The following is a 24257-nucleotide window of genomic DNA, read 5'->3' on the forward strand; positions in this document are numbered from 1 at the left end:
TAGGGGGATAGTATTCAAGGCTCCCAAAGCCGCTCAAACACGCAAAAAACACCGAGAAAGATACAAGAACCTTTGAGCGGCGCATTGCGCAATAGTCTCCTATGATGTATCCACCAACTGCCGAAGATTGATGGGAAGAAATGCCCAGAAAAACGGCACAAACACATCAATCCACCCCGAAAAACACGCTATTTATATGGTTATTAGAAACTTACAAAAACTCATTTTAGGCGATTGTTTTCGTTAGTCTGGAGGGTGATGCCGCAAAAGAGGTAAGACGCGATACAGAGCCCTCCAGAGGCCAAATACAAGGTCCGACCTTTTTTCATCATCGGCAGAGGTAATCCGCACAAGACACCCAAACATCATCAGTATTTGTTAATTTTTGTACTCCCCAGATTTTGGTTATTCCCTCCCTTGGGTGCCTCCATATCTTACCCTTGAAAAAACATCTTGAGTCTTCCTACCCAAAACAATCATCAGACCAAGTCTATGCCTCAACAGGGCTATATATAAGCTATAAAGGTATGCTCAACTACTACACACCCAAGGCGTCTAGATCGCTCTGTGCTGGAGGGAACTGAATAATCTTCGCCCACCGAGCCGCATAGTTCGGAATTAAGAAGCTAACTTTGAGGTCATGCGGATGACACGCAGACGCCTCAAGATACGAGCAATGTAATTACCCCAAATAAATATCACCAAAGCAAATGAAAAGAATTATCCTAGGTCTGCTAGTTATTCCCCTCGCCTCGGGGCTAACATCAGCACAAGTGCAGAGCGGTAAAGGAGGGTTAAGCGCATCAGCCCTGCAAACCATTCGTCAAGGCTATACCAATACACCCAGTGAGCGAGCACTCAAAAACACTATCGCCCAGCACGGTATGGTCTTCGCCTCTAGCAGTCTGCGTGAACGACCCGACGGCGAGTTTTCGCACCGAGTACCCACACGAGGCATTACCAATCAGCACCAGAGTGGGCGATGCTGGCTATTCACTGGGCTCAATGTGCTCAGAGCCGACCTTATCAATCAACACAAAACGGGCGACTTCTTCTATTCGCACAACTACTCTTTCTTCTGGGATCAGTTGGAGAAAGCCAACCTTTTCCTACAAGGGATCATCGACACGCGCAAGAAACCTATCAACGACCGCACCATAGAGTGGTTATTCTCCAATCCGATTGGGGACGGAGGACAGTTCACTGGCGTATCGGACAACCTCATTAAGTATGGCGTAGTACCCGCAGAGGTCATGCCAGAGAACGTGAATAGTAACAACACCAACAAGCTCTCAGGGATACTCGCCCGTGTACTCCGACAGGGAGGTATGCGCTTGCGCCAGTCCGCCCAAACGGGTGCGAGCGAGAAGCAACTAGAGGCACAGAAGCTACAGCTCCTACAAGGCGTCTATCGCCTGCTCGTGCTCAACCTTGGCGAACCGCCAACCAAGTTTACCTACACGCTACGGGACGCCTCGGGCAAAGCTATCTCGACCAAGGAGTACACACCACAGAGCTTCTACCATGAGTTTGTGGGGCGTGACCTGCGTGACGAATACGTGATGCTGATGAACGACCCCTCACGTCCCTTCTACCAAACCTATCAAATCGAGTACGACAGACATCTCTACGACGGCAAAAACTGGACGTACATCAACCTCCCCATAGAGGAGCTCAAAGAGATGGCCATCGCCTCTATCAAGGATAGCACGATGATGTATTACTCCTGCGACGTGGGCAAAGAGCTAGATAGGCAGAGTGGCATCTTGAGCCTAGACAACAATGACTACGAAGCCGTTTTGGGCTTCCCTCTAGATATGGACAAAAAAGAGCGCATCGAGAGCAAAGCCAGTGGCTCTACCCACGCCATGACGCTCGTCGCCGTAAATCTCGATGAGCAAGGCAAGCCAACCAAGTGGCTCGTAGAGAATAGCTGGGGAGCCAACTCGGGACACAAGGGGCATCTGATCATCACAGACGAATGGTTCGATGCCTATACCTTCCGTATTGTAGTAGAGAAGAAGTACATCACCGACAAGGTACGTACCCTACTAGACCAAAAGCCCACGATGCTCCCACCTTGGGATCCAATGTTCCGTACGGAAGAGTAGCGAGGGTGGCCATAGGACTAAATACGCAGTTAAGAGCGCGAGTACTAGAATACGCCAACGGCTGTATTCTTAGCAACATTAGTGCCTCCCGGACTTCTGCTTCGGCTTAGGTCGTCTACTTGGCAAGCTCCCCTTAGTCCTCAGGCCTAGCCCTTACATTTTATGCATTCCGATGCACCTAAATGAGGCTGTGGCAAGATTTTGTTTTGTCCACAGCCTCGTTTTTTGTATGACCACAATCCGACAGATAGGCCTTAGTCATCTACGATCAAAAGCCTAAAAGGCTCTCATTAAACCTCTAATATCATTGACATTCGGACTAAACGAAAAGATTTTCGGTGAAATTGAGTTGGTTATTTGGAATAAGTTAATACCTTTGTGGTGTATTAGATTGGTAATACACCAAACGAGGGCTAGAATGAATGCTACGAAGTATCCCTTAGTACGTGTAAATCAGTCAGTCTGTACGAGAACAAGAAATACTAACGAATTAGGAATAAACTATGATTAAGGTTACCCAAGTCGATTTTGGCTATAAAAGAAGCCATTTGCTATTCAAGTCTATTGGTCTAGACCTACCTGCTGGTAGCATCGTTGGCTTGCTTGGGCGCAATGGCGAGGGGAAGAGTACACTTATGAAGCTCATCTCCGGCGTTCTTCGCCCACGCTCTGGTTCTATTGAGGTGCTAGGCTACAAATCTGCCGAGCGCCCCGTCAAGCTCCTCCAACAGATCTACCTACTACCAGAGGATCTCTCCCTGCCCAGCATGACCATTAGGGAGTATTTCTCGGTCTATGCACCTTTCTACCCAAGCTACGATGCCTCGATAGGCGAGGAGCTTGTCAAGGAGTTTGATCTACAATGGGATATGAAGCTCGACAAGATATCGCTCGGGCAGCGCAAGAAGGCCGCCATTGCTCTAGCCCTCTCGCTGCGCACGCCCCTGCTCTTGATGGACGAGCCAACCAACGGTCTAGATATTCCCTCCAAATCCGTTTTTCGCCGTATGCTGGCACGCTACTCTAGCCCTGAGCAAAGCATCATCATCAGTACCCATCAGGTCCGAGATCTGGAGCAGCTCATCGACCGCATTCTCCTGCTCGACGGCAATCAGATCACCTGCAACGAGAGCATCGCCACGCTCGGTGCATGCTTTGGCTTCGGCATCGTCGAGCCCAGCATGAGCCAGCCAATCCTCTACAGAGAGCCAGCCGTTATGGGCGAGTATGCTGTCTATGGTCTAGACGGAGAGGAAGAGGAGGCCACTACCTTCTCCATGGAGCTATTCTTCAACGCCATGGTTGGACAGAGAGAGCTGATGCAAGGGCATCTAGCTAAGTACAAAATGTCGCACCCTAATGCCTGATTGAGCTATGAATACGCTACAACTCAACAATGCCACTTGGTGGGGACGTGTACTCCTGCTAATTCGAGCCGACCTGTATGAGCAGAGGCGTAATATGATGATTTTGGGTGGACTTATCTTGCTCATCATCTTTGTATTGCCTCGTATCCCTCTGCTTTTCGGAATACCCTACTCCGAATGGGCAAGCGACTATGTCGCCGAAGTGGCGTATACGATAAAATATGGTATCTCAACCTTTTCTGGACTGATCTATACGCTCTACTATTACAATCGCAAGGTTCAGCACTCCAAACCAATGGCCTTCGCTCACTATCCAGCTACGGTTTTGGAGAAGATACTCGCTGGCGTTGGCTTTAGTCTATTGGTCTGGCTAATGTGCTGGGGTTTAGTTCTACTAAGCCAGATCATCACTTGCCTGACTATCCCCGGAGATATCAAGATATATTGGAGCCCTTGGTTCTATGATAGCCCCTATGTACAGCTCAATGAGCTTGCGTGGGATAGGCTCCCGCTGATAATCTATGTTCTTCCGTTCGTCCTATACCTGATAGGTTTAACCCATACACTGATCTCTACGCTTGGAGTGATTACCTTCAAGAACTTCCTCAAGGGCTTTTTGCTCTCGCAATGCGCTTTCGTAGTAGGGCTATGGCTTATGGTAGGGCTTGGTCTATTTAGAACTGTAGATTGGTTCAATGTCGCTCGACTAGCCAATCGAGGGCTATTACCTTATAGCAGCCTAGACTACAAGATGACCATCAGTACGCTAGTAGTGCTCTTCGGGGTTATTGGACTACTCTTCTGGCTCATCTATCGTAACCTAAAAACCGTAGAGAAATGACGACTTCGGCACCGCTATATGCTAGTACCCTTGGGCGTATCTGGCTGATGATACGCCTAGACTATGCCCTCTATCGCTGGCAAGTACTCAGGGCCATCGGGCTATTTGCCCTAGCCGCTTTCGTTGTGCCTCGCATACCGCTCTTTTTCGGCGAAGACCTAGTAAACTTCTCCGAAACCTACGTGCGAGCCAATATGTACGATGTACATCTAGCTTTCGGCTATGTTGCGGTCTTTTTCGGTTGGCTCGCCTACTGCAATCGCCGCACCCAGCACGCCAAATCAATCGCCTTCGCTCACACGCCAGCGAGGCTAGGCGAGCAGATTGTCTGTAGCTTCGTCTTTGGCCTTGTGCTATGCGTGCTGATGTGGCTTGCCGTACAGCTCAATCAATTCGTATCGTGGCTAACTCTACCCATAGATCTGCCCTTGAGGTTTGACTGGCTGCCCGACACTGATAGCCAATTTATCATCTACAGCGGCTATGTAGTGCATAATCCTATCGTGCTAACGCTAATCAACCTAGGCTATATTGGGCTCGGATTCTTCACTCTCGTATTGGGAAGTATCTCGTTTCGCAATATCATCAAAGGCTGGTTCATCGCTCTCGCTGCCTTAGCAGCAGGTAGCTTCATCGTATTCTCTCCGCAGATATACCTCTCCAAGCTCCTCTTGGATAGCCTAGTTCATCAAGAGTCGGCCACAGGCGAGATCACGTATGTCCAGACCAATGCACTAGGGTACGAGCGCATGGAAGTCATCTTCACCACCTACCTAAGCATCTTACTACCGACCCTCGCCCTAGTGCTGGGCTGGTTGGTCTATCGCAAACTAAAAACAGTCAAGAAATGATACAAGCACCTCAGACCTACCTAGGCTTCATACAGATCGCCGATCTGGTGAGCGAGCGCATACTGAGGGGGGAATACAAAGCAAACGAACGCATACCCTCGGTAAGGGAAATGGCCGAACACGCAGAGGTCAATCCTAATACCGTGGTGCGTGCCTACGAACGACTCACTCGTGCAGGCCTAATCTACACCCAGCGTGGGCTTGGGTATTTTGCCTCAGCCGAGGCGGCCGATCTGATTAGAGCTGAGCGTATCAAGAAGTTCTACGCAGAGATGCTACCAACCTTCAGGCGAGAGATGGAGCTGCTCGAGATCAAATATGAAGATCTAAGGCAGCATCTATCGGAGCAGTAAAAGAAAACAGTCAAATTGTTTCACTCAAATCTATACAACTATGATCAAGAAGTATGTAATAGGGCTGGTACTAGCCCTCACAACGGTGCTGACAGTAGGGGCATGCAAGTTTCAGTTTCAGAATGGTGTGAGCGTACAAGGCTCCGCTCGAGAGGCTCACGGCAAGAAAGTCTTTGAGCAGGAGCACCCGATCGCTATGATTCAGGAGCTCAAGACAGCCTACTCTCTAGATATCAAGATCATTCGAGCCGATCGTCCTCGCCTTGTGGTGATGAGCACAGACTCGACGCGTCTAGCAGACTTTAGGATCAAAACCCTAGAGGCAGGGGAACTATCCATCTACGATGCGGCTCTGGCTGGCGAAACCTCTAGGAAACACTACGAAGAAGTAGAGATGCTAGCTGTAGACATCTACCTACCTTCGCTAGCAAGTCTAGACGCATCGGGAGCTACAAGTGTGGTATTCGAGGGAGCATTTGAGATGCCTTCACTCTCGATCGATGGCTCTGGAGCCACCAAGATCTCGGGGCTGGAGCTCAAGGCAGGCACACTATCCATAGATCTCTCTGGAGCAAGCAAGCTCAATATATCCACCTTGCAGGCTCACAAGTTCTCTCTCGAGCTATCGGGAGCAAGCAAGGTAGACGCCGAGGGCGAGGTCAAGGTCTTCGACTGTGACCTCTCGGGAGCAAGCAAGTGCACCCTATCTTCGCTCAACTGCACGGAGGCCAACATACAATCCTCGGGAGCGAGCAAAGTACTCCTAGGCGAGGTCGATGAGCTTAGCTACTCACTCAGCGGAGCATCTAAGCTAGAAGTCAAGGGAAGCCCTCGTGTAAGATCTGCCGAGAGTAGCGGAGCCTCGTCCGTCAATATCGTCCCCAAGGCTTAGTTCTCCCTATCCTCTCTTATAGGTTCGCCCCTGCGCAAGGTCGTACTAGTCCTTGCGCAGGGGCGAAGTAGTTTCTGTATTGTTGGTATCTCTGGGACAAGCAATCTATCTATTCAAGCGGGCAAGACACAGAGCATTCTACAAATACATCGAGTAAATCCGGCGATAAAATGAGATTTTGGAGCCATCAAACAAGACTTTCCCTGTTTTTGCTCGCAAAGATGCTATATAACATATTTTTCTGTTTGGCAGATATAAATATATCCTAGAACTTTGCCGATGAAATAGGCATTAGGATTCTTTGGAATAGAAATACAATCCTTTTCGTTAATTTCTTAGTTAGAAAAACAATCCACACAACAGAGCAACCCCTCGAGCGCTACTATGGTAGCCCTTGAGGGGTTGTTCGTTGATATAACTGAGGCAATGAGCAGATTGGAGTACCACCCAAAGCAATGGGAGATACAGACGACTAAGTCCATATCTCCCACCAACATTATTTTCACAAGGGCGATACACCGAGGGCTCACCCGTATAATACACTCGCTAGAACCAGCGGATCTTTCTGAATAGATAGAAAGCCAAGCTCGAGATCAGGATAGAAACCCCGACGATCGTGACGAAAGCCCATTTCCAGTCCCCGAGATAGACATCGACATTCATACCATAGAAACTGGCGATCATGGTCGGTATCGTCAAGACTATGGAGAAACTCGTCATACGCTTCATGATCGTATTGACGTTGTTGGAGATAATGCTACCGAGGGCGTCCATCGTGCTGGTACAAATATCCGTGTAGATATTTACCGTGTTGTAGGCCTGTCTAAGCTCGATCCCAACGTCCTCGACCAAGTCGTGGTCTATCTCGGCAGATCGGGAGGCCGTTTTGAGGCGGCCAAGCATGGCTTCGTTGCCTCGTATGGAGGTACTGAAGTAGACAAGTGACTTCTGCAGGCGCATGATGCGCATCAAATCTTCGTTTTTGATGCTCTGCTCCAGCTCTTTCTCCGCTCGGTTGAGCTCCAGATAGATCAGTTTAAGATATTTGAGGAACCACACCGCAGAGGAATAAATGATACGCACGATGAAGTCTGCCTGAGAAACAATTTTGATATTCTTGCGTCTGAGGTGGTTGATGAAGTCGGGGATAAGCTGGGTCTTGCGGTAGCAGACAGATATTGTCGTTTCGGCTCCAGTGATGATGCCTATCGGTACGGTCATATATGGCAGTCCGGGGATATTGCTCTCTAGAGGGATACGGAGCAATGTGAGCTGCCAGTCGTCCTCTCGCTCGGTACGAGGGCGCTCATCGACGTCGGCAATGTCGGAGAGGAACTCCGCAGGCACTCCGAGCTTCTCGGTGAGGAAGTAGAAGTCGTCCTCATCGGGGCTCTCGACATTGATCCAACACTTCGGATCGAAAGTGGTTAGCTGAGGCAAACCTGCGCTCATGCTGATATAAGTTCTCATTCTATTCGTAATAGTCTACTAGCCATGCAACGATAACCGGAGCTAGTACCTACGAATACGATTAGGGATTGATCCGTGCACTAGCTCATTCTCTCTTACGATTACTCGGAGGGATTGAGTCGTCCATATCTATGAATAATATGATTTTGAAAATGAAATTCGGTTGCGAAGGTACAGAAAATATAGAGGAAGCCCAAATCACTAAATCGAGCTCTGCCCGGGCTGTAACTTATGCATACGCTCTGGGACAGCCTCTCTAATGATTGAGGCGATAGCATCTCTTAGGTGCATGCGTGCGAAGTCTTTACGAACCGATAAATTCACCAAGCGAGTTGGGCGAGGGATCGCAAACGGCTTGACCAAATCCCGATGTCCTGCGTTGATAGTATCTAGGCTTAGCTCAGGTATGAAGGTCATACCATTACCCTGCTCGACCATGTTCATGAAGGTCGTTAGGCTACCACGTACATATCTATTCTTATACGAGCCGTTACGCCTCAACTGGCAGAAGCGCATCAGCTGATCTCTGAAGCAGTGCCCCTCATCCAGCAGCCACAAACGGCTAGCATCGACCTCGCTACTACGGATACTCTTGTCATGATATTGCCCTTCTTTGCGAGATACATAGCCGAAAAACTCTTCGTAATAGAGGGGGTGCGAAACCAAATCCTCCTGACCAACCTCTGTGGCCATGATAGCCAAGTCGATCTGTCCACGGCCGAGCTGCTCTAGGCATTCGCTTGTCATCAACTCGACAAAAGTAATGTTCAAATCGGGGAGATCTCGATCAAGGACTGGGACTATACGTGGCAGCAAATACGGAGCAATGGTCGGCAAGACCGCCAGCGTGATGCTCCCTCCGAGGCTATCCTCCTCATCTTTGATAATCTCACCTAGGACGGAAGTCTGTCGCAGGATAATAGCAGCCTGCTCAAGGACCTTGACACCAATAGCAGTAGGCTTGATGGGCTGATGGCCACGATCGAACAGCTTGACCCCTAGCTCATCTTCTAGTTTCTGTATCATCGTGCTGAGCGTAGGTTGAGATACCTCACAGTGATCGGCTGCCTTACCAAAATGACGATATTTATTGAGAGCAATAATGTACTCGAGTTGCTGCAGATTCATAGTTCGCTTAGTTCTTAATAAATGACTACTCTATCCTAGATATTTATTCCTTGCAAAGATACGATATTTGGCACGAGCCACGAAGGCCTGACCAAGGCAAGAGCCTGCATGTGCAGAGTCCGCTCCCTACCTCCTACTCTACTTTGGCGACGATACTCTCTACCGTCCCAGAGCCTAACCTAATACGCAGGCGATCCCCCTCACTGAGTGCGGAAGCCTCTGTGACGATAACGCCCGAGCGCTCTATGACGGCAAAGCCTCGCTTGAGGATACTATCGGGGTGTGCCAAGCGTAGGGCTTGCTCATACTGGTCTAGCCTACCGATCCAACGTGCTTGATGAGCCTTGAGAGGAGAAGCCATACGCTGGCCAATTTGTCCCAGAGCGAGGCGCTGCATCTGTAGATAGCTACGAGAGAGGTAGGGCAGCAGGCGTGTATGCTGAGCCAAAGTCTGGCTATGCCTATGGAGCATTTGGCGACTGACATCGCTCAGCCTCCCACGGAGCTCGGCTTGCTGCCTATGTGCTTGTTGCAGAGCTTGACCAGCCACCGAGGGCAACCTGCCAAGTACTGCACCGAGCCAATGATGACGCCCCAAGGAGAGCATCGAGAGGCTCTGGCGGAGCCTCTGAGCAAGCAACTCAACCTCCTCTAGCTCCTCAACCAGTCTGCCAACGACGAAGTCGGCTACTGCCGTCGGAGTCTTCTGGCTCGTATGGGCCACGAGGTCGAGAACCGTTTCATCTCGCTCATGGCCAATGCCCACGATCACGGGAAGAGGATACTGAGCACAGACGGCACACAGCTCATAGCAGTCGAAAGCCCTTAGATCACTGACGGCTCCACCACCTCTGATAATGACGACGGCATCGAATAAATCCTGATACTCCAAGATACGCTCGAGCGCTGCTAGGACGCTATCGGTCGTCTGCTCGCCCTGCATCTGTGCAGGGAATAGAGCCGTATAGACGACGACACCATACTTATTCTCCCGCAAATGATTCATAAAGTCGCCATAACCAGCTGCCGAGGGCGAGGAGATAATGGCTAAACGCTGGAGAGGCTGAGGCAGGGCAAGCTCTTTGTTGGCAGTGAATATGCCGTCCTTTTTGAGCCGAGCGATGGTCTGCATACGTAGCCTAGTGATCTCGCCTAGCGAATAGCTTGGGTCGATGTCGTGAATAATCAGACTAAGCCCAAACTGCTCGTGGTAGCTGACCTGTACCAACGCCAAAATCATCACCCCCGAGCTCAAGGCAGGTAGCCCTGCCCGAGCGAAGCGCTTAGATATATCCTCGTAGCTCCCGGCCCAGATATTCGCACGCACCCGAGCGACGACAGCGCCACGCTCCCCCTTCTCTAGTAGCTCTAGGTAGCAGTGACCCGCTGCACCCGAGCGACGCAGGTCACTCGTCTCGGCACGCACCCAGTATCTACCGACAAAGCCAGCCTCTAGGCACCTGCGGACAGAACCTAGGAGCTGGCTTAGGCTGTAGCCAGTAGTAGACATCTACTCGATTGATTTGGGGATATGAATGCTACGCTCGAAGCTAAGATCTAGAGAAATGAGCGTCTCCGTCCCCGTCACACCGGGTATCTCTTGGATAATCCCATTGAGGATACGCATCAAATCTCGGTTGTCTAGAGCGTACAGCTTAACGAGGATTGAGTACTGCCCCGTCGTATAGTGGCACTCCACGATCTCCTCGATCTCTTGCAAGAGAGGTACTACGTCCTTGTAGAGTGACCCTCGCTCTAGGCGTATGCCGACATAGGTGCAAGTATTGTATCCGATAGCTCTAGGATTGACTGCATAGCCCGGATCTTTGACTACCCCCGAGGCCATCAGGCGTTGTAGCCGTTGATTGACAGCCGATCGAGATGATCCGCACTCCTCTGCAATATCCTTGATAGACATACGAGCATTGCGAGAAACGATGCGCAGGATCTGCAGATCCAACTTATTCAACTTTTCCATCATTTTGACAATATTAGGCTTACCAAACGCAAAGTTAGCTCAATATTTTGTATTGTCTGTGCTCAAAAACGACAAGATACAGGTATTTACCAATAGTATGCTAGGCATTTGTCGCAACCCTTAGCAATGGATGTATACCATGCTCGCACCAGTGGGGCAGTCGTAGGGTAGCCAGTTTTTAGATTTTAGACCACATTTCGGCATATCAGTGGGAAGATGCCTTGCGACTAAGGGAGCCAACAGCTCAACCTCGTATTTGGCCCCTCAGAGGCTCTAGGTTGCGTTCGACCTCGCTTAGGGGCTTCGGTCTAGGCACGTGAAAATCTGCGCACACAACGCCCCAAACACAATAGTCTATAAACCAGAAATATAAAAATGAATTATTGAGCTATTTTGCGCACTTGCCCCACACTTCTAGATATTTCTTCCCATCAATCTCCTCGTATTAGTGGACACATCGCCGAGGATTAGCCCACCAATCCGAATAAATCTTCCCATCAATTTCTGCGGGAGTGCGCCTCCATGCCACAGCATCGGGCCTTCGTTGTACTCAATTTAAGGGAAATGCGTTTGCGTATTTTAACAGAAATAGCATAGTAGCTATTAGCTTATTGGTATTGACATTTAGGTTACCTCACCCCATAGGTGAGCACCCTCCGAGAGCCTTTGCGAGGCAGTAGGCTATGGCGCACGCTACTATCATAAGGCTAGGTATCATCTAGTATTTTCCCAAATACACATCTCAGACCCCAGAGCTACCCCAAGCTCTAGCGTGCACCTCCTAGATAAGGCTAGAGGGTTAGTCGAAGCGCATCACAGCGGAGGGGCTAATGCTGGCTATGATTTTGGTAGGGGCGAGCAACATCAGCAAGATAAGCAGTGCCGTACCCACATTGACACCGATCCACAGACCGAGATCAAAAACCACTGGCACGGCGTCCATGAAGTAGTTGCGTGGATCTAGTTTAATCGGGGCGAGCGTCGCCTGCAAGATGCAGAAAGCACCAGCGAGCACATTACCCCACAGAAGCGCCCTAAGCATCAGCCTCAAGGACATCAATGTGAATATCGATCTAATCTGCCGATTGCTTGCGCCGAGAGCTTTGAGCAGCCCAATCTGTCGAGTCTTGTCCAAGACTATGATGATCAGCCCCGTAATCATCGTGAAGCCACCGACAAGAATCATCAGCGAGAGCAGTAGATAGACATTGGAGTCGAGCAGAGCAAGCCAATTAAAGAGGTCTGGCATCAGCTCCTCGGCACTATTCAGACCCAAAGACTGCCCCTGCAGTAAGGAAGGGCTCTGCCCAAGCTCTTGGCTCAAGCTAGCCATAACCTCATCGGTCCGCTCGCCTTGCTCTAGCACAATCATCAAGCGACTATATTCGTCTGCCCCTAGCCTATCAAGCCGTCTTAGGCTACTGCCCGCCGTAATAGCAGGCAGCTTATCCAACCCCGACGACTCATAGATGCCCACCAGCTGGTAGGCACGCACACGGATCTGCTCACCCCAAAAGTATAGGCGGAGCTTATCGCCTACACGGCACTGCATACGTTCGGCCAGCTTGCTGGGCAAAACAATGGGGTTATCCACACTATCCAGCGCAGAGAACGTAGGCCACACCCCCGAGGTGATGCGGCTAGAGAAATATGAGTGAGTGAAAGCGGAGTCTACCCCGTAGAGCATCAGCCCCTCGTAGTTGTCTTCTGTCTTGAGCAGTACGATCCTCTGCAAGAGAGGATAGACCTGCCGAATGTCTGGCCGCTGCTCCAGAAAGCTACGCAGACCCTCCCCTAGGCGTAGGTGCTGGCTCGTACCAAGCCAATCGCTCCCCCAAGCATACAGACTAACATGACCCGTCTGACCATAGGCGAAAGAGCTTACCTGACGCTTGAAACCTAGAATAATCGCCACGGAGATCAGCATTACTCCTAAGCTAAGGGCCACGCCAATAGTGCTCAGACGCAATAGAGGCGAGGTAGAGGCCTCACCCTGCAAATGACGATGTCCACGTGACATGCGCCGGGCAACAAAGAATGGGAATGCAATCATACACCTAGAGGGCTCACAATACGACAATAATAGCCCGAGCATACTCCTGCATTTACGACTGGAGAGGCTCGGGCTATCTATTCTTGGGGGCTAATAACTATGCGATGCTCTCGGCTTCTACAGAGGGAGCGATCTTCTTAACCAATCCTTGTAGCACTGTACCGGGGCCAACCTCTACAAATCGCTCGGCTCCGTCTGCTACCATTGCTTGCACGCACTCGGTCCAGCGTACGGGAGCAGTGAGCTGTGCGATGAGGTTGCGCTTGATTTCCTCAGGCTCGCTCACAGCCTTTGCTACCACGTTCTGGTAGATTGGGCAGCGTGGAGCGGCAAACTTGGTTTCTTCAATGGCCTTAGCAAGTTCCTCACGAGCAGGCTCCATCAGAGGCGAATGGAAAGCGCCACCAACCTTGAGCGGAAGAGCACGCTTAGCTCCAGCTGCTTTGAGTGCTTCGCAAGCACGCTCTACACCAGCCATAGAGCCAGAGATCACGAGCTGTCCGGGGCAGTTGAAGTTGGCTGCTACCACGACTTCGTCTTTGATCTCGGAGAGGATCTCTACTACCTTGGCGTCGTCTAGCCCAAGCACAGCAGCCATCGTGGAGGGCTGTAGCTCACAAGCGGCCTGCATCGCCATAGCACGCTTAGATACGAGTCGTAGTCCGTCCTCGAAGCTCAGCGCTCCAGAGGCTACGAGAGCCGAAAATTCGCCAAGAGAGTGACCTGCCACCATGCTGGGCTGGAAGTCTTCTCCTAGACATAGAGCCCTGATCACCGAGTGGAGGAAGACCGCAGGCTGAGTAACCTTAGTCTGCTTGAGCTCCTCGTCTGTACCAGAGAATAGAATATCCGTAATGCGAAATCCGAGGATCTCGTTAGCCTGCTCAAAAAGTGCCTTAGCCTCAGCGTGGGTGTCGTAGAGTTCTTTTCCCATACCGACGAACTGAGCGCCTTGTCCGGGGAATACATAAGCCGTCTTGCTCATAATTTTGATTTTAGTGTTATGATTTTGAAGTTTTGAATGCTTGTTGTGGAGCCTAAACCAGCTCCAAGGCCTTGCATAGTACACGCCAAGTCTTCTCTACCGAGGCGATCTCTACCTTTTCGTCTGGCGAATGTGGGTGGCGGATGTTGGGACCGATAGAAATCATGTCCATCTCTGGCATCGCTCCCTGTATGATACCGCACTCCAAACCTGCGTGGATTACCTTAATCTCTGGAGTAATACCTAACACCTGTTCGTAGGCTAGGCGCATAGTCTTGAGGATAGACGAGTCAGCGTTAGGAGCCCAACCATTGTAGGCTCCATCGAAGCGCACCTTCGCACCACAGAGCGACATCACGCTCTCGATAGAGGAAGCTACCTGATACTTGCGGCTCTCGAGCGAACTTCTGACGAGGAAGTATGCCTCAAACTTACCGTCCTTGAGCATTACGCGAGCCATATTGGTCGAGCTCTCCACAATCTCGGGGAAACTCGTGAGCATGGACATCACACCATTGACGCAACCCTCTACAGCATTGATCACACCGTCCTGTATCTCTTCGGGGACAACCGTCTTGGGTAGCTCTACTCGCTCTAGGACGAAGTTGATATTCGCCTCTATATCCTTGTACTCGGTCTGGAGTGTATCAATATAATCCGAGGCCAACTCCCATAGTCCATCGGCCTCCTCCTCTGGGATTGTGATCACAGCGAAAGCCTCACGAGGGATAGCGTTGCGCAGAGAACCTCCAACGAAGCTCGACACACGGGCACCACAGCTCTGTATCGCTTCTTTGAGGAAGCGGTTCATCAGCTTATTGGCGTTACCGCGTCCGAGAATGATGTCCATACCCGAGTGACCGCCCTTGAGCCCCGTAAGGCTAACCTTGACAGCAATATCGCCTTCGGGGACAGATACTTCGTCCTTATACTCAAGCGTCGCCTCTACATCAAGGCCGCCAGCACAGCCGATGAATAGCTCACACTCGTCTTCACTGTCTAGGTTGATCAGGATATCGCCTTGGCTAAATCCGGGCTGCAAACCATTGGCGCCCACCATACCGACCTCTTCGTCGATGGTGAAGAGCGCCTCGATGGGTCCATGTTTGAGATCTGTGGCGGCTAACACAGCCATGGCGTATGCAGCGCCGATACCATTGTCCGCCCCGAGTGTCGTGCCACGAGCCTTCACCCATTCGCCATCGATATAAGCATCGATAGGATCTGTGGCGAAGTTGTGCGAGCTATCGCTATTAGCTTGTGGCACCATATCTAGATGTGCTTGTAGCGTCACTACTAGGCGATCCTGCATACCAGAGGTAGCAGGTTTGCGTATGAGCACATTGCCCACAGCATCTCGCTTAGTTTCTAAGCCTAGGCGCTTGCCCAATGCGATGACATAGTCTTCGCTGGCACGAGTCTGCCCAGTAGGGCGGGGTATCTGAGTCAGATCATAGAAGAACTCCCAGACGGAGCTGGGTGCTAGAGATTTGATTTCTGTGGCCATAGGTCAAAATCTTAGAGTTAATGTTGTTTGTCCGATGTATTGTGTTGTTGTATGCGTACGTAACCTCTGTTCGTAATCGGCAAAATGATGATTGCCACCAGCCCCACGATTGTTACCCAAAGGGTCTGCGTCAGGTGCACAATCAGAGCAAAACTCTTGGCGTCCGTCTGCAACACACCGTATGTGGCGAGCGTCATGACGACTATCCAATGCCAAGCGCCCATACCATTCTGCACGGGTACTAGCACAGACAGCGCACTCATACCGAAGGCAATCAGCGCTACCCCCACAGACAGCTCTCGAGTGAATGGGAAGGCGAAGAAAGCCGTATAGAAAAAGCCGAAGTAACCCAGCCAAATGAGTATGCTATATATAATGAATAAGCCTCGATACTTCATCACACGCACGCTCTGTATCCCTGCCCACACTTGGTGTAGTGCTTGACTGATGCGGTGCTCAGGGTGACGCTTGAGTAGACGCGCCAAAGCATAGAAGCCTAGCAAAGCCAAAACGAAAGCTAGATACAGCCAAGGCGAACCCAACAGGTCTGCCAAAAGCCCTTGCCAATCTCTCCCCTGCCCCAGCAAACCTAGGAAAAAGCCGGGATTGGCCAAGGCGACCCCTACGAGGATAAGGCCAAGACAAATCACATCGGTCAGCCTATCCGTAATGAGCGTACCTAGAAGGCTGGAGAAAGGGATCTGCTCTCGGCGCTTATACTCGGCACATCGCCATAGTTCCCCCGCACGAGGAATGACCATATTGACTGTATAGGAGCCAAGTATCGTATAGATGGCATTGCGCAGACGTGGGCGAGGTTGCCCCTCGGTAAGCGGATCTATGAGTAGCTGCCAGCGCAATCCTCGGACGACGTTAGCCCCCAAGCCAAAGATCAAGCTGAAGGCTAGAACCCCATAGTTAAGTTTGGTCTCTAGAATGCTGCGCACTTCACCCCAATCTATATCTCGGTAGAGCCACCACAGCAGCCCGAAACCGAGGACTATGGGCAATACAAGCCGGAGGATTGACTTGAGTCTTTCGTTCGCTATCAATGTCTTTGCATTTCCTCGACCCCACACTTCTCTCTCGGAGATAGACCCTAGAGGAGTGAAAGTCAAGTACCAATAATTGTATTACTTTAGTATCTCAATAACAAGACAAATATAATAACATTTATTCAGTCTATGATTCAAGTTAGAGCCAAGAAAGCCCTCGGGCAACACTTCCTCACAGACCTAGGTATAGCCGAGCGGATCGCCTCTAGCCTCATCGAATACAAGGACCTACCTCTACTAGAGATCGGCCCCGGTATGGGCATGCTCACACAGTTTCTCCTAGAGCTCGGGTACGATACACGTGTCATCGAGATCGACAAGGAGTCGGTAGCCTATCTGCGAGAGCACTTCCCACAGCTGGAGAGCCGAATCATAGAGGGCGACTTCCTGCACATAGACCTAGATAAGTGTATCCCCGATGGGCAGCCCTTCGCCCTAATCGGTAACTATCCATACAATATCTCTAGCCAAATCTTCTTCCGCCTGCTTGAGCATCGGGAGCGAATCCCCGTATGCTCTGGTATGCTACAACGAGAGGTAGCCAAGCGGCTCGCTTCGCCTCCCGGCAATAAAGACTATGGTATCTTGAGTGTTCTGCTACAAGCGTGGTACGATGTCGAGTACCTCTTCACGGTAGACGAACACGTATTTAACCCACCACCCAAAGTCAAAAGTGGCGTCATTCGCTTGATACGCAATGGGCGGACGGACTTAGGCTGCTCGGAGGAGCACTTCAAACGTATGGTCAAGACGGCATTTAATCAGCGCCGCAAAACATTACGCAATTCGCTCAAGGCTGTCTTCGGGCCAGACTACCCCGGCTATGCCGATCCTATCTTCTCGCTGCGCCCCGAGCAACTCTCGGTAGAGCAATTCATTCACCTAACCCAGCTAGAGGAAGCTTACAAGCGCAATAACTGATAATACGTGTTTTAGCGCCCAAAACGCCTAAAAAGGCGGTGTGTCATAATACGCAAACAGTTTTGCGACTATGACACTCGGCCTCGGCCAAATACTTCGGTATGCTCCCTCTGTCCCGCACGGACTTCATTGTCAGCCTCCGCCTTGGAGTCTTACATCTTACGCACTCTGTACCCCCTTCTTGCTAGAGGAGTACAGAGTGCAATCGTTTTCATGACTTTAGAGAAAATTATTCAAGGGAAGGGGGTATAGGGCTTGCCTCTTGAGGAGGGGGTAGATCTGGGAGGGCAAAATTTAGATTTTCGTTCATTTTTCAGAATGTTGTTGGGAAACCACTAGAGCGAGCAGGCGAAAAAGCACAGACCTCGTATTTGGCCTCTAGCGGGCTCTATACGGCGTCCGACCTCGTTTGGGCACTCCACCCCAGCCGTGTAAAACAACCGCCTAAAACAAGCGTTTTTTAAATATCTAATAACCAAATATATAAAATAAATATCTAGCTAATTTTATGCTTTCGTGTCGCCTTTTTGGGAATTTCTTCCCTTCAATCTACTCGGATTAGTGGACACATCGCCCAGCATTAGCCCACCAATCTGAAAAAGTCTTCCCATTAATTTACTCAATAGTCTCCTTCGATCTCCCAAAAACTCTCTACCGTCCGCCCCGATTTCCGCCCAATCTGCTTACAATTCTTAACATAAAAGAAGCAAAGTCGCCCCCTAAATCTTTTCAGTTTGTAGCGATGCTGCTAGCAGCATTGCCGCCTCTCGGGCGGAACGAATACGCAAGGCTGATGATTTTCAACGCTACACGCTGCGTTGCTACTGGGCGGAACTAGCCATTACGATGTGGCTCATCGGCGGATTGGTGCTATTTTTGTGGAAAACAAATGACTGAGTTATGAAACAGATAGCCCAAGAAGTGCGCGAGGAACTATTGGAGCGCTTCCTCCGATATGTCGCCATCGACACCCAAAGCGATGAGCGTAGCGAAACTTTCCCCTCGACCGAGAAGCAACTTACCCTGCTCAATATGCTCAAGGATGAGCTCCTAGTCTTGGGAGTAAGCAACGCCCGTCTGGACCAATACGGCTATGTGATGGCGAGCTTGCCTGCCACACCCGGCTACGAGGAGGCAACACAAATCGGCTTCATCGCTCATGTAGACACTAGCCCAGACCTCTCGGGGGCAGACGTTCGCCCACAGCTCATCAACAACTATCAAGGCGAGGATATTCGCCTCGGTACCTCCGACTATGTGCTAAGTCCGAAGCAATTCCCCGACTTGGAGCTACACCTCGGGCACGACCTGATTACCACCGATGGCACGACCCTACTTGGGGCGGACGATAAGGCAGGCGTAGCGGAGATTATGACCTTCGTCGCCTACTTGATGCGTCACCCGGAAGTCGCACACGGCCCTATATCTATTGGCTTTACCCCCGATGAAGAGATTGGTCGTGGGGTGGATCACTTCGATGTGAAGCGCTTCGGTGCTCAATACGCCTACACGGTAGATGGGAGCCAAGAGGGGGAGCTGGAGTACGAGAACTTCAATGCCGCCTCGGCACGCATCGACGTACAGGGGCGTAATGTACACCCCGGCTATGCCAAGGGGAAGATGATCAACGCCCTACAAGTCCTGCACGATATTCATAGCCTATTGCCCGAGGCCATGCGCCCCGAATGTACCTCGGGGTACGAAGGCTTCTATCATCTAATAGGTATGTCTGGATCTGTGGATCAAGCTCACGCAAGCTACATCATTCGCGACCACGACAGAGCCCTATTTGAGGAGAAAAAAGCAGCTCTAGAACGAGCTGTGCAGACTGTTAATACTAAAATTGGCACCCGTGTAGCCACATTGGAGCTACGTGACCAATACTATAATATGCGTGAGCAGGTACTCCCACACTGGGCACTCATCGAGCGAGCCGAGCGAGCTATGGAGCGAGCAGGGGTACGCCCACTAATTCGTCCGATCCGTGGTGGCACAGACGGCTCCCGACTCTCGTATATGGGGCTACCGTGCCCGAACCTCTTCGCAGGTGGCATGAACTTTCACGGACGCTACGAGTATGCCTCGCTCACGACCATGTGCCGTGCGGTGGCTACACTCGTACACTTGGCTAATCTCTGGCGTGAGTAGTATGAAGGAGTCGGCTATAGGCCAACCTCTAGGGGCGAGTGTGGCGAGTACACTAGAGCAGATGAATAAGGCAGGTAAGGCACGTAAACCTTTCTTTTTTGCCCTAGACTACGAGCTACAAGAGGGTATTTTCCTAGCCGATCCTCTGGGCGAGGGTGCAAATACGGCAGGGCTCCAGTTCGCCATCAACGGACATCATACACCATTTGTGGATAACTATCCCCTGCCTACCCTACGTTCTATACGACCTGAGCGGCAGGAGCGGTATACCAAACGGTTTAGCCGTATCTACAAAGCCTTGGAGCGTGGTGACAGCTTCCTCGCCAACCTAACAATCCGTACACCGATTGAGCTAGAGGGGGGCCTAGAGGCTATTTATGCACATAGCCATGCACCATATAAGCTACTGATACCCGAGCGGCTAGTCTGCTTCTCTCCCGAGCGGTTTATCCGCATCTCTGGGCGTACCATCGCTACACATCCAATGAAAGGAACGATAGACGCCAGCCTGCCCAAGGCTGCAGAGCACCTACTGGCGGACTACAAAGAGGGAGCAGAGCACTACACCATAGTAGACTTGATGCGCAACGACCTAAACCGTATTGCACGCAAGGTGCGTGTCGAGCGCTTCAAGTACCTAAGCCGTATCGCCACTAGCCGAGGGGAGATCTTGCAGATGAGTAGCGAGGTAGTAGGAGAGCTGGGGGAGAACTGGCACGAACGAATCGGCGATCTGCTACTGGAGCTACTGCCCGCAGGATCGATCTCGGGTGCACCCAAGGCCAAGACCTATGCGGTAATCCGTGAGGCGGAAGAGATTCCTAGAGGCTTCTACACGGGGATCTGTGGCTACTACGACGGCAGAGAGCTCGACTCGGGCGTCTTGATTCGCTATATTGAGCAGGACGAGCGAGGGCAATACTACTACCGCTCTGGCGGTGGGGTAACGATCAACAGCCGATGTACGGAGGAGTACGACGAGTGTATCCAAAAAGTTTACCTGCCATGTCAGTCGCTCTCGTAGAGAGTATTCGCATTGAGAGGGGGCAGATACATCTGCTTGCCCTGCACGAAGCACGTATGCGGCGTAGCCTCGGCGAGCTGGCACCCAAGGGTAGACTACTGGCAGCGCTCGAGCAGAGGGGGCTATCTGCCCTACTCGAGGACTATCTGCCCAAGTATCTACCCGAGCATCTGACCAAGCTGCGCTTCGTCTATGGAGCAGATAGGATAGAGACTCCGACACTTACACCCTATCAAGCGAGAGATATTCGTCAGATTAGAGCTGTACACCTGCCCGATAGAGCGAGCTATAGGCACAAGTGGCTTGATAGGTCGGCACTCATTCGCCCTGCGTATTTGGGCCAAGACGAGGAGCCGCTCTACATACTCGGTGGGCAAATTACAGACACGAGCTACACCAATGTGGCTCTATACATCGAGGGCCTATGGCGTACACCTGAGGCGCCTCTGCTACACGGCGTGATGCGTGCCCATCTGCTGGAGCAGGGACGTATACACCCAGCACCTCTTACCCTAGACGACCTAGAGCGAGCTGAGGCCATTAGGCTCTTCAATGCCATGATGCCTCTAGAGCAATGTATTGAGATTAACCTACCACACTGACCTTAAGCCATGCAGCTAAACACACAGACCAAGGCCATTTTGGCTACGCTACTAGGGGTCTCGATCATCGGGCTATCCTACGTGTTTATCAAGATAGGGCTGTGTGCGGCTACGCCACTAGATTTGCTTGCCGATAGGTTGCTTGTGGCCTTCATGGGTATGTTGCTCCTGCGCTTGGTAGGCTTGGTCGATGTGGAGCATGTGCCGAGGCAAGACCGCTGGCGTCTTCTGCTCTTCTCTCTACTCTTCCCTACGGGTTTCTTCGCTCTACAAGCACTCGGATTGGAACTAATACCAGCGAGCGAGGCTGCGATCATCTATGCCCTATTGCCTGCTTTCACACTTGCAGGGAGTCGGCTGATACTTGGCGAGCGAACGAGGCGACATCAGAGGGTGGGGTCTTATCTCGCCGTTGTGGGTGTGCTCTACATTACGGCCCAGTCGCTACAGCAACTCTCGTTCAACGTCTGGGGCTATCTATTCATTTTTGCCTCGCTTATTGCCATTGTTTTCTACTTCATTTGCCTCAAGGGCCTCACACGTCGCACGCCTATTACGACCATAACCTACTACATCCTCCTCTACTCGAGCTTGACGGTCAATGCGTTTCGGCTGATTAACCACACTGCCACAGATAGCTGGGTGGTCTATTGGGAGCAACTAACACCGAGTTATTGGGGGGCAATCCTATACCTTGGTCTGCTATGTACGCTCTGCACGTCTTTCCTGACCAACTACGGCATCAAGCACCTACCGACTAATCTCATCGGGGTATTCAACAATCTAAGCCCTATCATTGGCCTATTTGCAGGCGTTCTGATCCTAGGGGAGGAGCTACATACCTACTATATCTACGGAGGACTAGTTGTACTGGCGGGGTTGGTACTCAGCTCGTATTCGAGGACGGAGGAGGGAGCCTAGTGGCAATGTCCATGGCGTGGATAAGATGCTTTTACAGCCAGTAGTTTGCTACCCTGTGGATTATCTTATTAAATTTGCTAGACAAAACTGTCATTTTAGGGGAGATAACCCTAGATGCTAGGCATCAAGATCTAGGGTTGCCCTTATAGAAAGAGAAAATTGTACCGCTTAGGTTTCAGGAGTGGTACGTGCAAAAGGAAGTACTTAATCAATGTTTCACAATTAAATTTCACTACAACTATGGTTCAAAAAGATTCAAATCCAGTTTGCAACCCCGAGGCTCTCAAGATTGACTATGGCTCGGTCAAGGAGTTCCGTCAGCTAGATCTCGAGGATACAGCCAAGCGCAAACTGCGCACCTTCGCCCAGTACAAGCGCACACGAGGTCGTCGTGAGCAACCGATCCGCAAACCCGTTGCCCGACCAAGTATGGGACCAGATATGATGCACCTAGAGAAGTATTCGGCCAAGCACTACCCCAAGGGGCGTATGCTCGTCATTATCAATGATGACCTCTACCCTTTCGTCAAGGACTCCATAGCGCAGTATGTTCGTGACCTAGCATATGCAGGCCTCTACGCAATCACCTACCGCTACAAGGGAGGCACGGCAACACAGCTGCGTGACTTCCTCCGTAGATTTAGGGTTAAGAAACCTAATTTCTCCATCAGAGGGGCCGTTCTGATAGGGACTCTACCAGTAGCTTGGTTCCAACGGACCGATAGACTGATAGGCAAGCGTGGACAACCCGAGGAGTTCCCTTGCGACCTATTCTTCATGGATCTCAATGGTAAGTGGAAAGACCCCGACAAGGATGGCGACTTCAACATACACGCAGACAACGTAAAGCCAGAGATATGGATAGGACGTATCTGGACCCCAACGATGAATGGTAATGACGCTAACCTAATCAACGATTACTTCGAGCGTAATCACGCTTTCCGTACAGGGTACCTCGGCTGCTCCAATAAGGGGCTAGCTCTTGTTGATGACGACTGGAAGGAGTTTGGGGATTGTGCTCTAGACAAGGTCTTCTCCAGCGACAATATCACCGTACATAGCGACAAGGAGAAAACCTCAGCAGATACCTATAAGTATGAGCTGACAAAGTCTTGGGGTTGGGCTCATATCTGTGTACACTCCAATGCACTGATGCATGCTTTCGATCAACCTCAGAAAGTTACGGGAGAGGGGCTTAGAGAGATCATAGTACCTGTTAGCTATATCCGAGATCAAAATCCCTCTCAGTCCTTTTTCTACAATCTTTTCGCTAGCCACAGTGCTCGCTATACGCAAGCCGACTATATGGGAGGCTGGTATATCTTCGACAAAGAAGGCTTTGGCGTCAATCCGGGCATGGCACTTGTCGGTAGCACTAGTGGTGGTTCGATGCTCTACTTCGAGAACTTCTACAGACCTATGGCTGTCGGCTCTAGCATCGGCGAGTCACTGCTACAGTGGTGGAGCCAGATAGGCGTACACAACGACTATGTAGTTGGACGATTCTATGGATTGACCTTGCTCGGCGACCCAACGCTCAACTGGTGGCATGGCGCTGTACCACGTATGCTCAAGCCCCTGCCCGGTCAGGTATTCAGCCACTATCGACGTCAGACGCGCTTCGAGTGGGAACCTGTGCAGGTTGAGGGTGCAGAGATCGAGTACCATGTAGAGGTCGATGCCGAATACGCAACAATAGGCTCTTCTAAATGGGGGCCAGAGAATGATCAGGAGTGGCTCAAGTACAAGGGTATCAAGACCAACTATATCGACCATATATTCGTCGGGGCAACACGTGGTCGCTGGCGAGTAAGAGCCAAGATTGGCGATATGCTCTGTCCATGGAGCGAGTGGTCTTACTTCCACTACACGATCTAGGATAGACGAGTGAGTACAAAGAGGCGGTGCATCGAGAAATATATTTGGTGCGCCGCTTTTCGTTTGCCATAATGAGACCGTTGCACGGCATTCTGCCTCTTTTCGGTTAGAAACGTTGTATATATCTCTGATTATTACTATCTTTAATATGTAATTAATTGTATCGACATGG

General features: G+C 50.8%; 20 protein-coding genes. 12 read left to right on the top strand and 8 right to left on the bottom strand.

The genetic code is table 11. The annotated features are described in order from the left end of the window. The first annotated feature begins 710 nt into the window (after positions 1-710). The 6 genes from HQ41_RS02580 to HQ41_RS09265 all read left to right on the top strand — a co-directional run bounded on the left by HQ41_RS02580 (position 711) and on the right by HQ41_RS09265 (position 6415). Complete coding sequence (locus HQ41_RS02580) at positions 711-2111, top strand: C1 family peptidase (RefSeq protein ID WP_044187492.1); 1401 nt, start codon at positions 711-713, stop codon at positions 2109-2111. A gap of 503 nt (positions 2112-2614) precedes the next feature. After that, a complete protein-coding gene (locus HQ41_RS02585) occupies positions 2615-3478 on the top strand; it encodes an ATP-binding cassette domain-containing protein (protein ID WP_044187494.1) in 864 nt (287 codons plus the stop codon). Positions 3479-3485: 7 nt separating this feature from the next. Continuing rightward, the gene (locus HQ41_RS02590; RefSeq protein WP_044187496.1) at positions 3486-4319 is read left to right on the top strand and encodes a hypothetical protein; all 834 of its coding nucleotides are present in this window, start codon (positions 3486-3488) and stop codon (positions 4317-4319) included. Continuing rightward, positions 4316-5170: a hypothetical protein gene (locus HQ41_RS02595; protein ID WP_044187499.1), complete on the top strand. Its 855-nt coding sequence runs from the start codon at positions 4316-4318 to the stop codon at positions 5168-5170. Before HQ41_RS02590 ends, HQ41_RS02595 begins: the two co-directional genes overlap by 4 nt. Next, positions 5167-5523 carry a GntR family transcriptional regulator gene (locus HQ41_RS02600; protein WP_044187502.1) on the top strand — a complete coding sequence of 119 codons (357 nt, stop codon included), beginning with the start codon at positions 5167-5169 and terminating at the stop codon, positions 5521-5523. Before HQ41_RS02595 ends, HQ41_RS02600 begins: the two co-directional genes overlap by 4 nt. Positions 5524-5563: 40 nt before the next feature. Next, entirely contained in the window at positions 5564-6415 is an 852-nt protein-coding gene (locus HQ41_RS09265) for a GIN domain-containing protein (RefSeq protein WP_052405248.1), read from the top strand. 546 nt (positions 6416-6961) lie between these two features. Here HQ41_RS09265 and HQ41_RS02615 read toward each other — a convergent pair. The 8 genes from HQ41_RS02615 to HQ41_RS02650 form a co-directional block, all read right to left on the bottom strand. Further along, positions 6962-7885, bottom strand: a complete 924-nt coding sequence (locus tag HQ41_RS02615; protein WP_044187508.1) for a magnesium transporter CorA family protein — start codon at positions 7883-7885, stop codon at positions 6962-6964. A 201-nt stretch (positions 7886-8086) separates the two neighbouring features. Further along, positions 8087-9013 (bottom strand): LysR substrate-binding domain-containing protein, encoded by a 927-nt coding sequence (locus HQ41_RS02620; RefSeq protein ID WP_044187512.1) that lies wholly within the window; start codon positions 9011-9013, stop codon positions 8087-8089. Between the two features lie 133 nt (positions 9014-9146). Continuing rightward, positions 9147-10523, bottom strand: coding sequence for an exodeoxyribonuclease VII large subunit (gene xseA, locus HQ41_RS02625; RefSeq protein WP_044187515.1), 1377 nt, complete (start codon positions 10521-10523; stop codon positions 9147-9149). Then, entirely contained in the window at positions 10524-10991 is a 468-nt protein-coding gene (locus HQ41_RS02630) for an Lrp/AsnC family transcriptional regulator (protein WP_044187549.1), read from the bottom strand. A gap of 799 nt (positions 10992-11790) precedes the next feature. Next, complete coding sequence (locus tag HQ41_RS02635) at positions 11791-13044, bottom strand: ABC transporter permease (protein WP_044187518.1); 1254 nt, start codon at positions 13042-13044, stop codon at positions 11791-11793. 97 nt (positions 13045-13141) lie between these two features. After that, positions 13142-14029, bottom strand: a complete 888-nt coding sequence (gene fabD, locus HQ41_RS02640; RefSeq protein WP_044187522.1) for an ACP S-malonyltransferase — start codon at positions 14027-14029, stop codon at positions 13142-13144. Positions 14030-14081: 52 nt separating this feature from the next. Further along, positions 14082-15536, bottom strand: a complete 1455-nt coding sequence (locus HQ41_RS02645) for an aminoacyl-histidine dipeptidase (RefSeq protein WP_044187525.1) — start codon at positions 15534-15536, stop codon at positions 14082-14084. A 17-nt stretch (positions 15537-15553) separates the two neighbouring features. Next, complete coding sequence (locus HQ41_RS02650; RefSeq protein ID WP_044187528.1) at positions 15554-16588, bottom strand: lysylphosphatidylglycerol synthase transmembrane domain-containing protein; 1035 nt, start codon at positions 16586-16588, stop codon at positions 15554-15556. Positions 16589-16720: 132 nt separating this feature from the next. Here HQ41_RS02650 and rsmA point away from each other — a divergent pair, with 132 nt between their 5' ends. The 6 genes from rsmA (at position 16721) to HQ41_RS02680 (ending at position 24085) form a co-directional block, all read left to right on the top strand. Then, entirely contained in the window at positions 16721-17512 is a 792-nt protein-coding gene (gene rsmA / locus HQ41_RS02655; protein WP_044187532.1) for a 16S rRNA (adenine(1518)-N(6)/adenine(1519)-N(6))-dimethyltransferase RsmA, read from the top strand. Between the two features lie 900 nt (positions 17513-18412). Next, positions 18413-19660 carry a peptidase T gene (gene pepT / locus HQ41_RS02660; protein WP_044187534.1) on the top strand — a complete coding sequence of 416 codons (1248 nt, stop codon included), beginning with the start codon at positions 18413-18415 and terminating at the stop codon, positions 19658-19660. A gap of 1 nt (position 19661) precedes the next feature. Then, positions 19662-20684: an aminodeoxychorismate synthase component I gene (locus HQ41_RS02665; RefSeq protein ID WP_044187535.1), complete on the top strand. Its 1023-nt coding sequence runs from the start codon at positions 19662-19664 to the stop codon at positions 20682-20684. Next, a complete protein-coding gene (locus tag HQ41_RS02670) occupies positions 20666-21286 on the top strand; it encodes an aminotransferase class IV (protein WP_044187538.1) in 621 nt (206 codons plus the stop codon). The genes HQ41_RS02665 and HQ41_RS02670 overlap by 19 nt, the downstream gene beginning before the upstream one ends. 9 nt (positions 21287-21295) lie before the next feature. After that, the gene (locus HQ41_RS02675; protein ID WP_044187541.1) at positions 21296-22207 is read left to right on the top strand and encodes a DMT family transporter; all 912 of its coding nucleotides are present in this window, start codon (positions 21296-21298) and stop codon (positions 22205-22207) included. 240 nt (positions 22208-22447) lie between these two features. Continuing rightward, entirely contained in the window at positions 22448-24085 is a 1638-nt protein-coding gene (locus HQ41_RS02680; RefSeq protein ID WP_044187544.1) for a hypothetical protein, read from the top strand. Positions 24086-24257: the final 172 nt, after the last annotated feature.

Origin of the sequence: Porphyromonas sp. COT-290 OH860 (assembly GCF_000768935.1) — a bacterium.
Classification (GTDB): domain Bacteria; phylum Bacteroidota; class Bacteroidia; order Bacteroidales; family Porphyromonadaceae; genus Porphyromonas.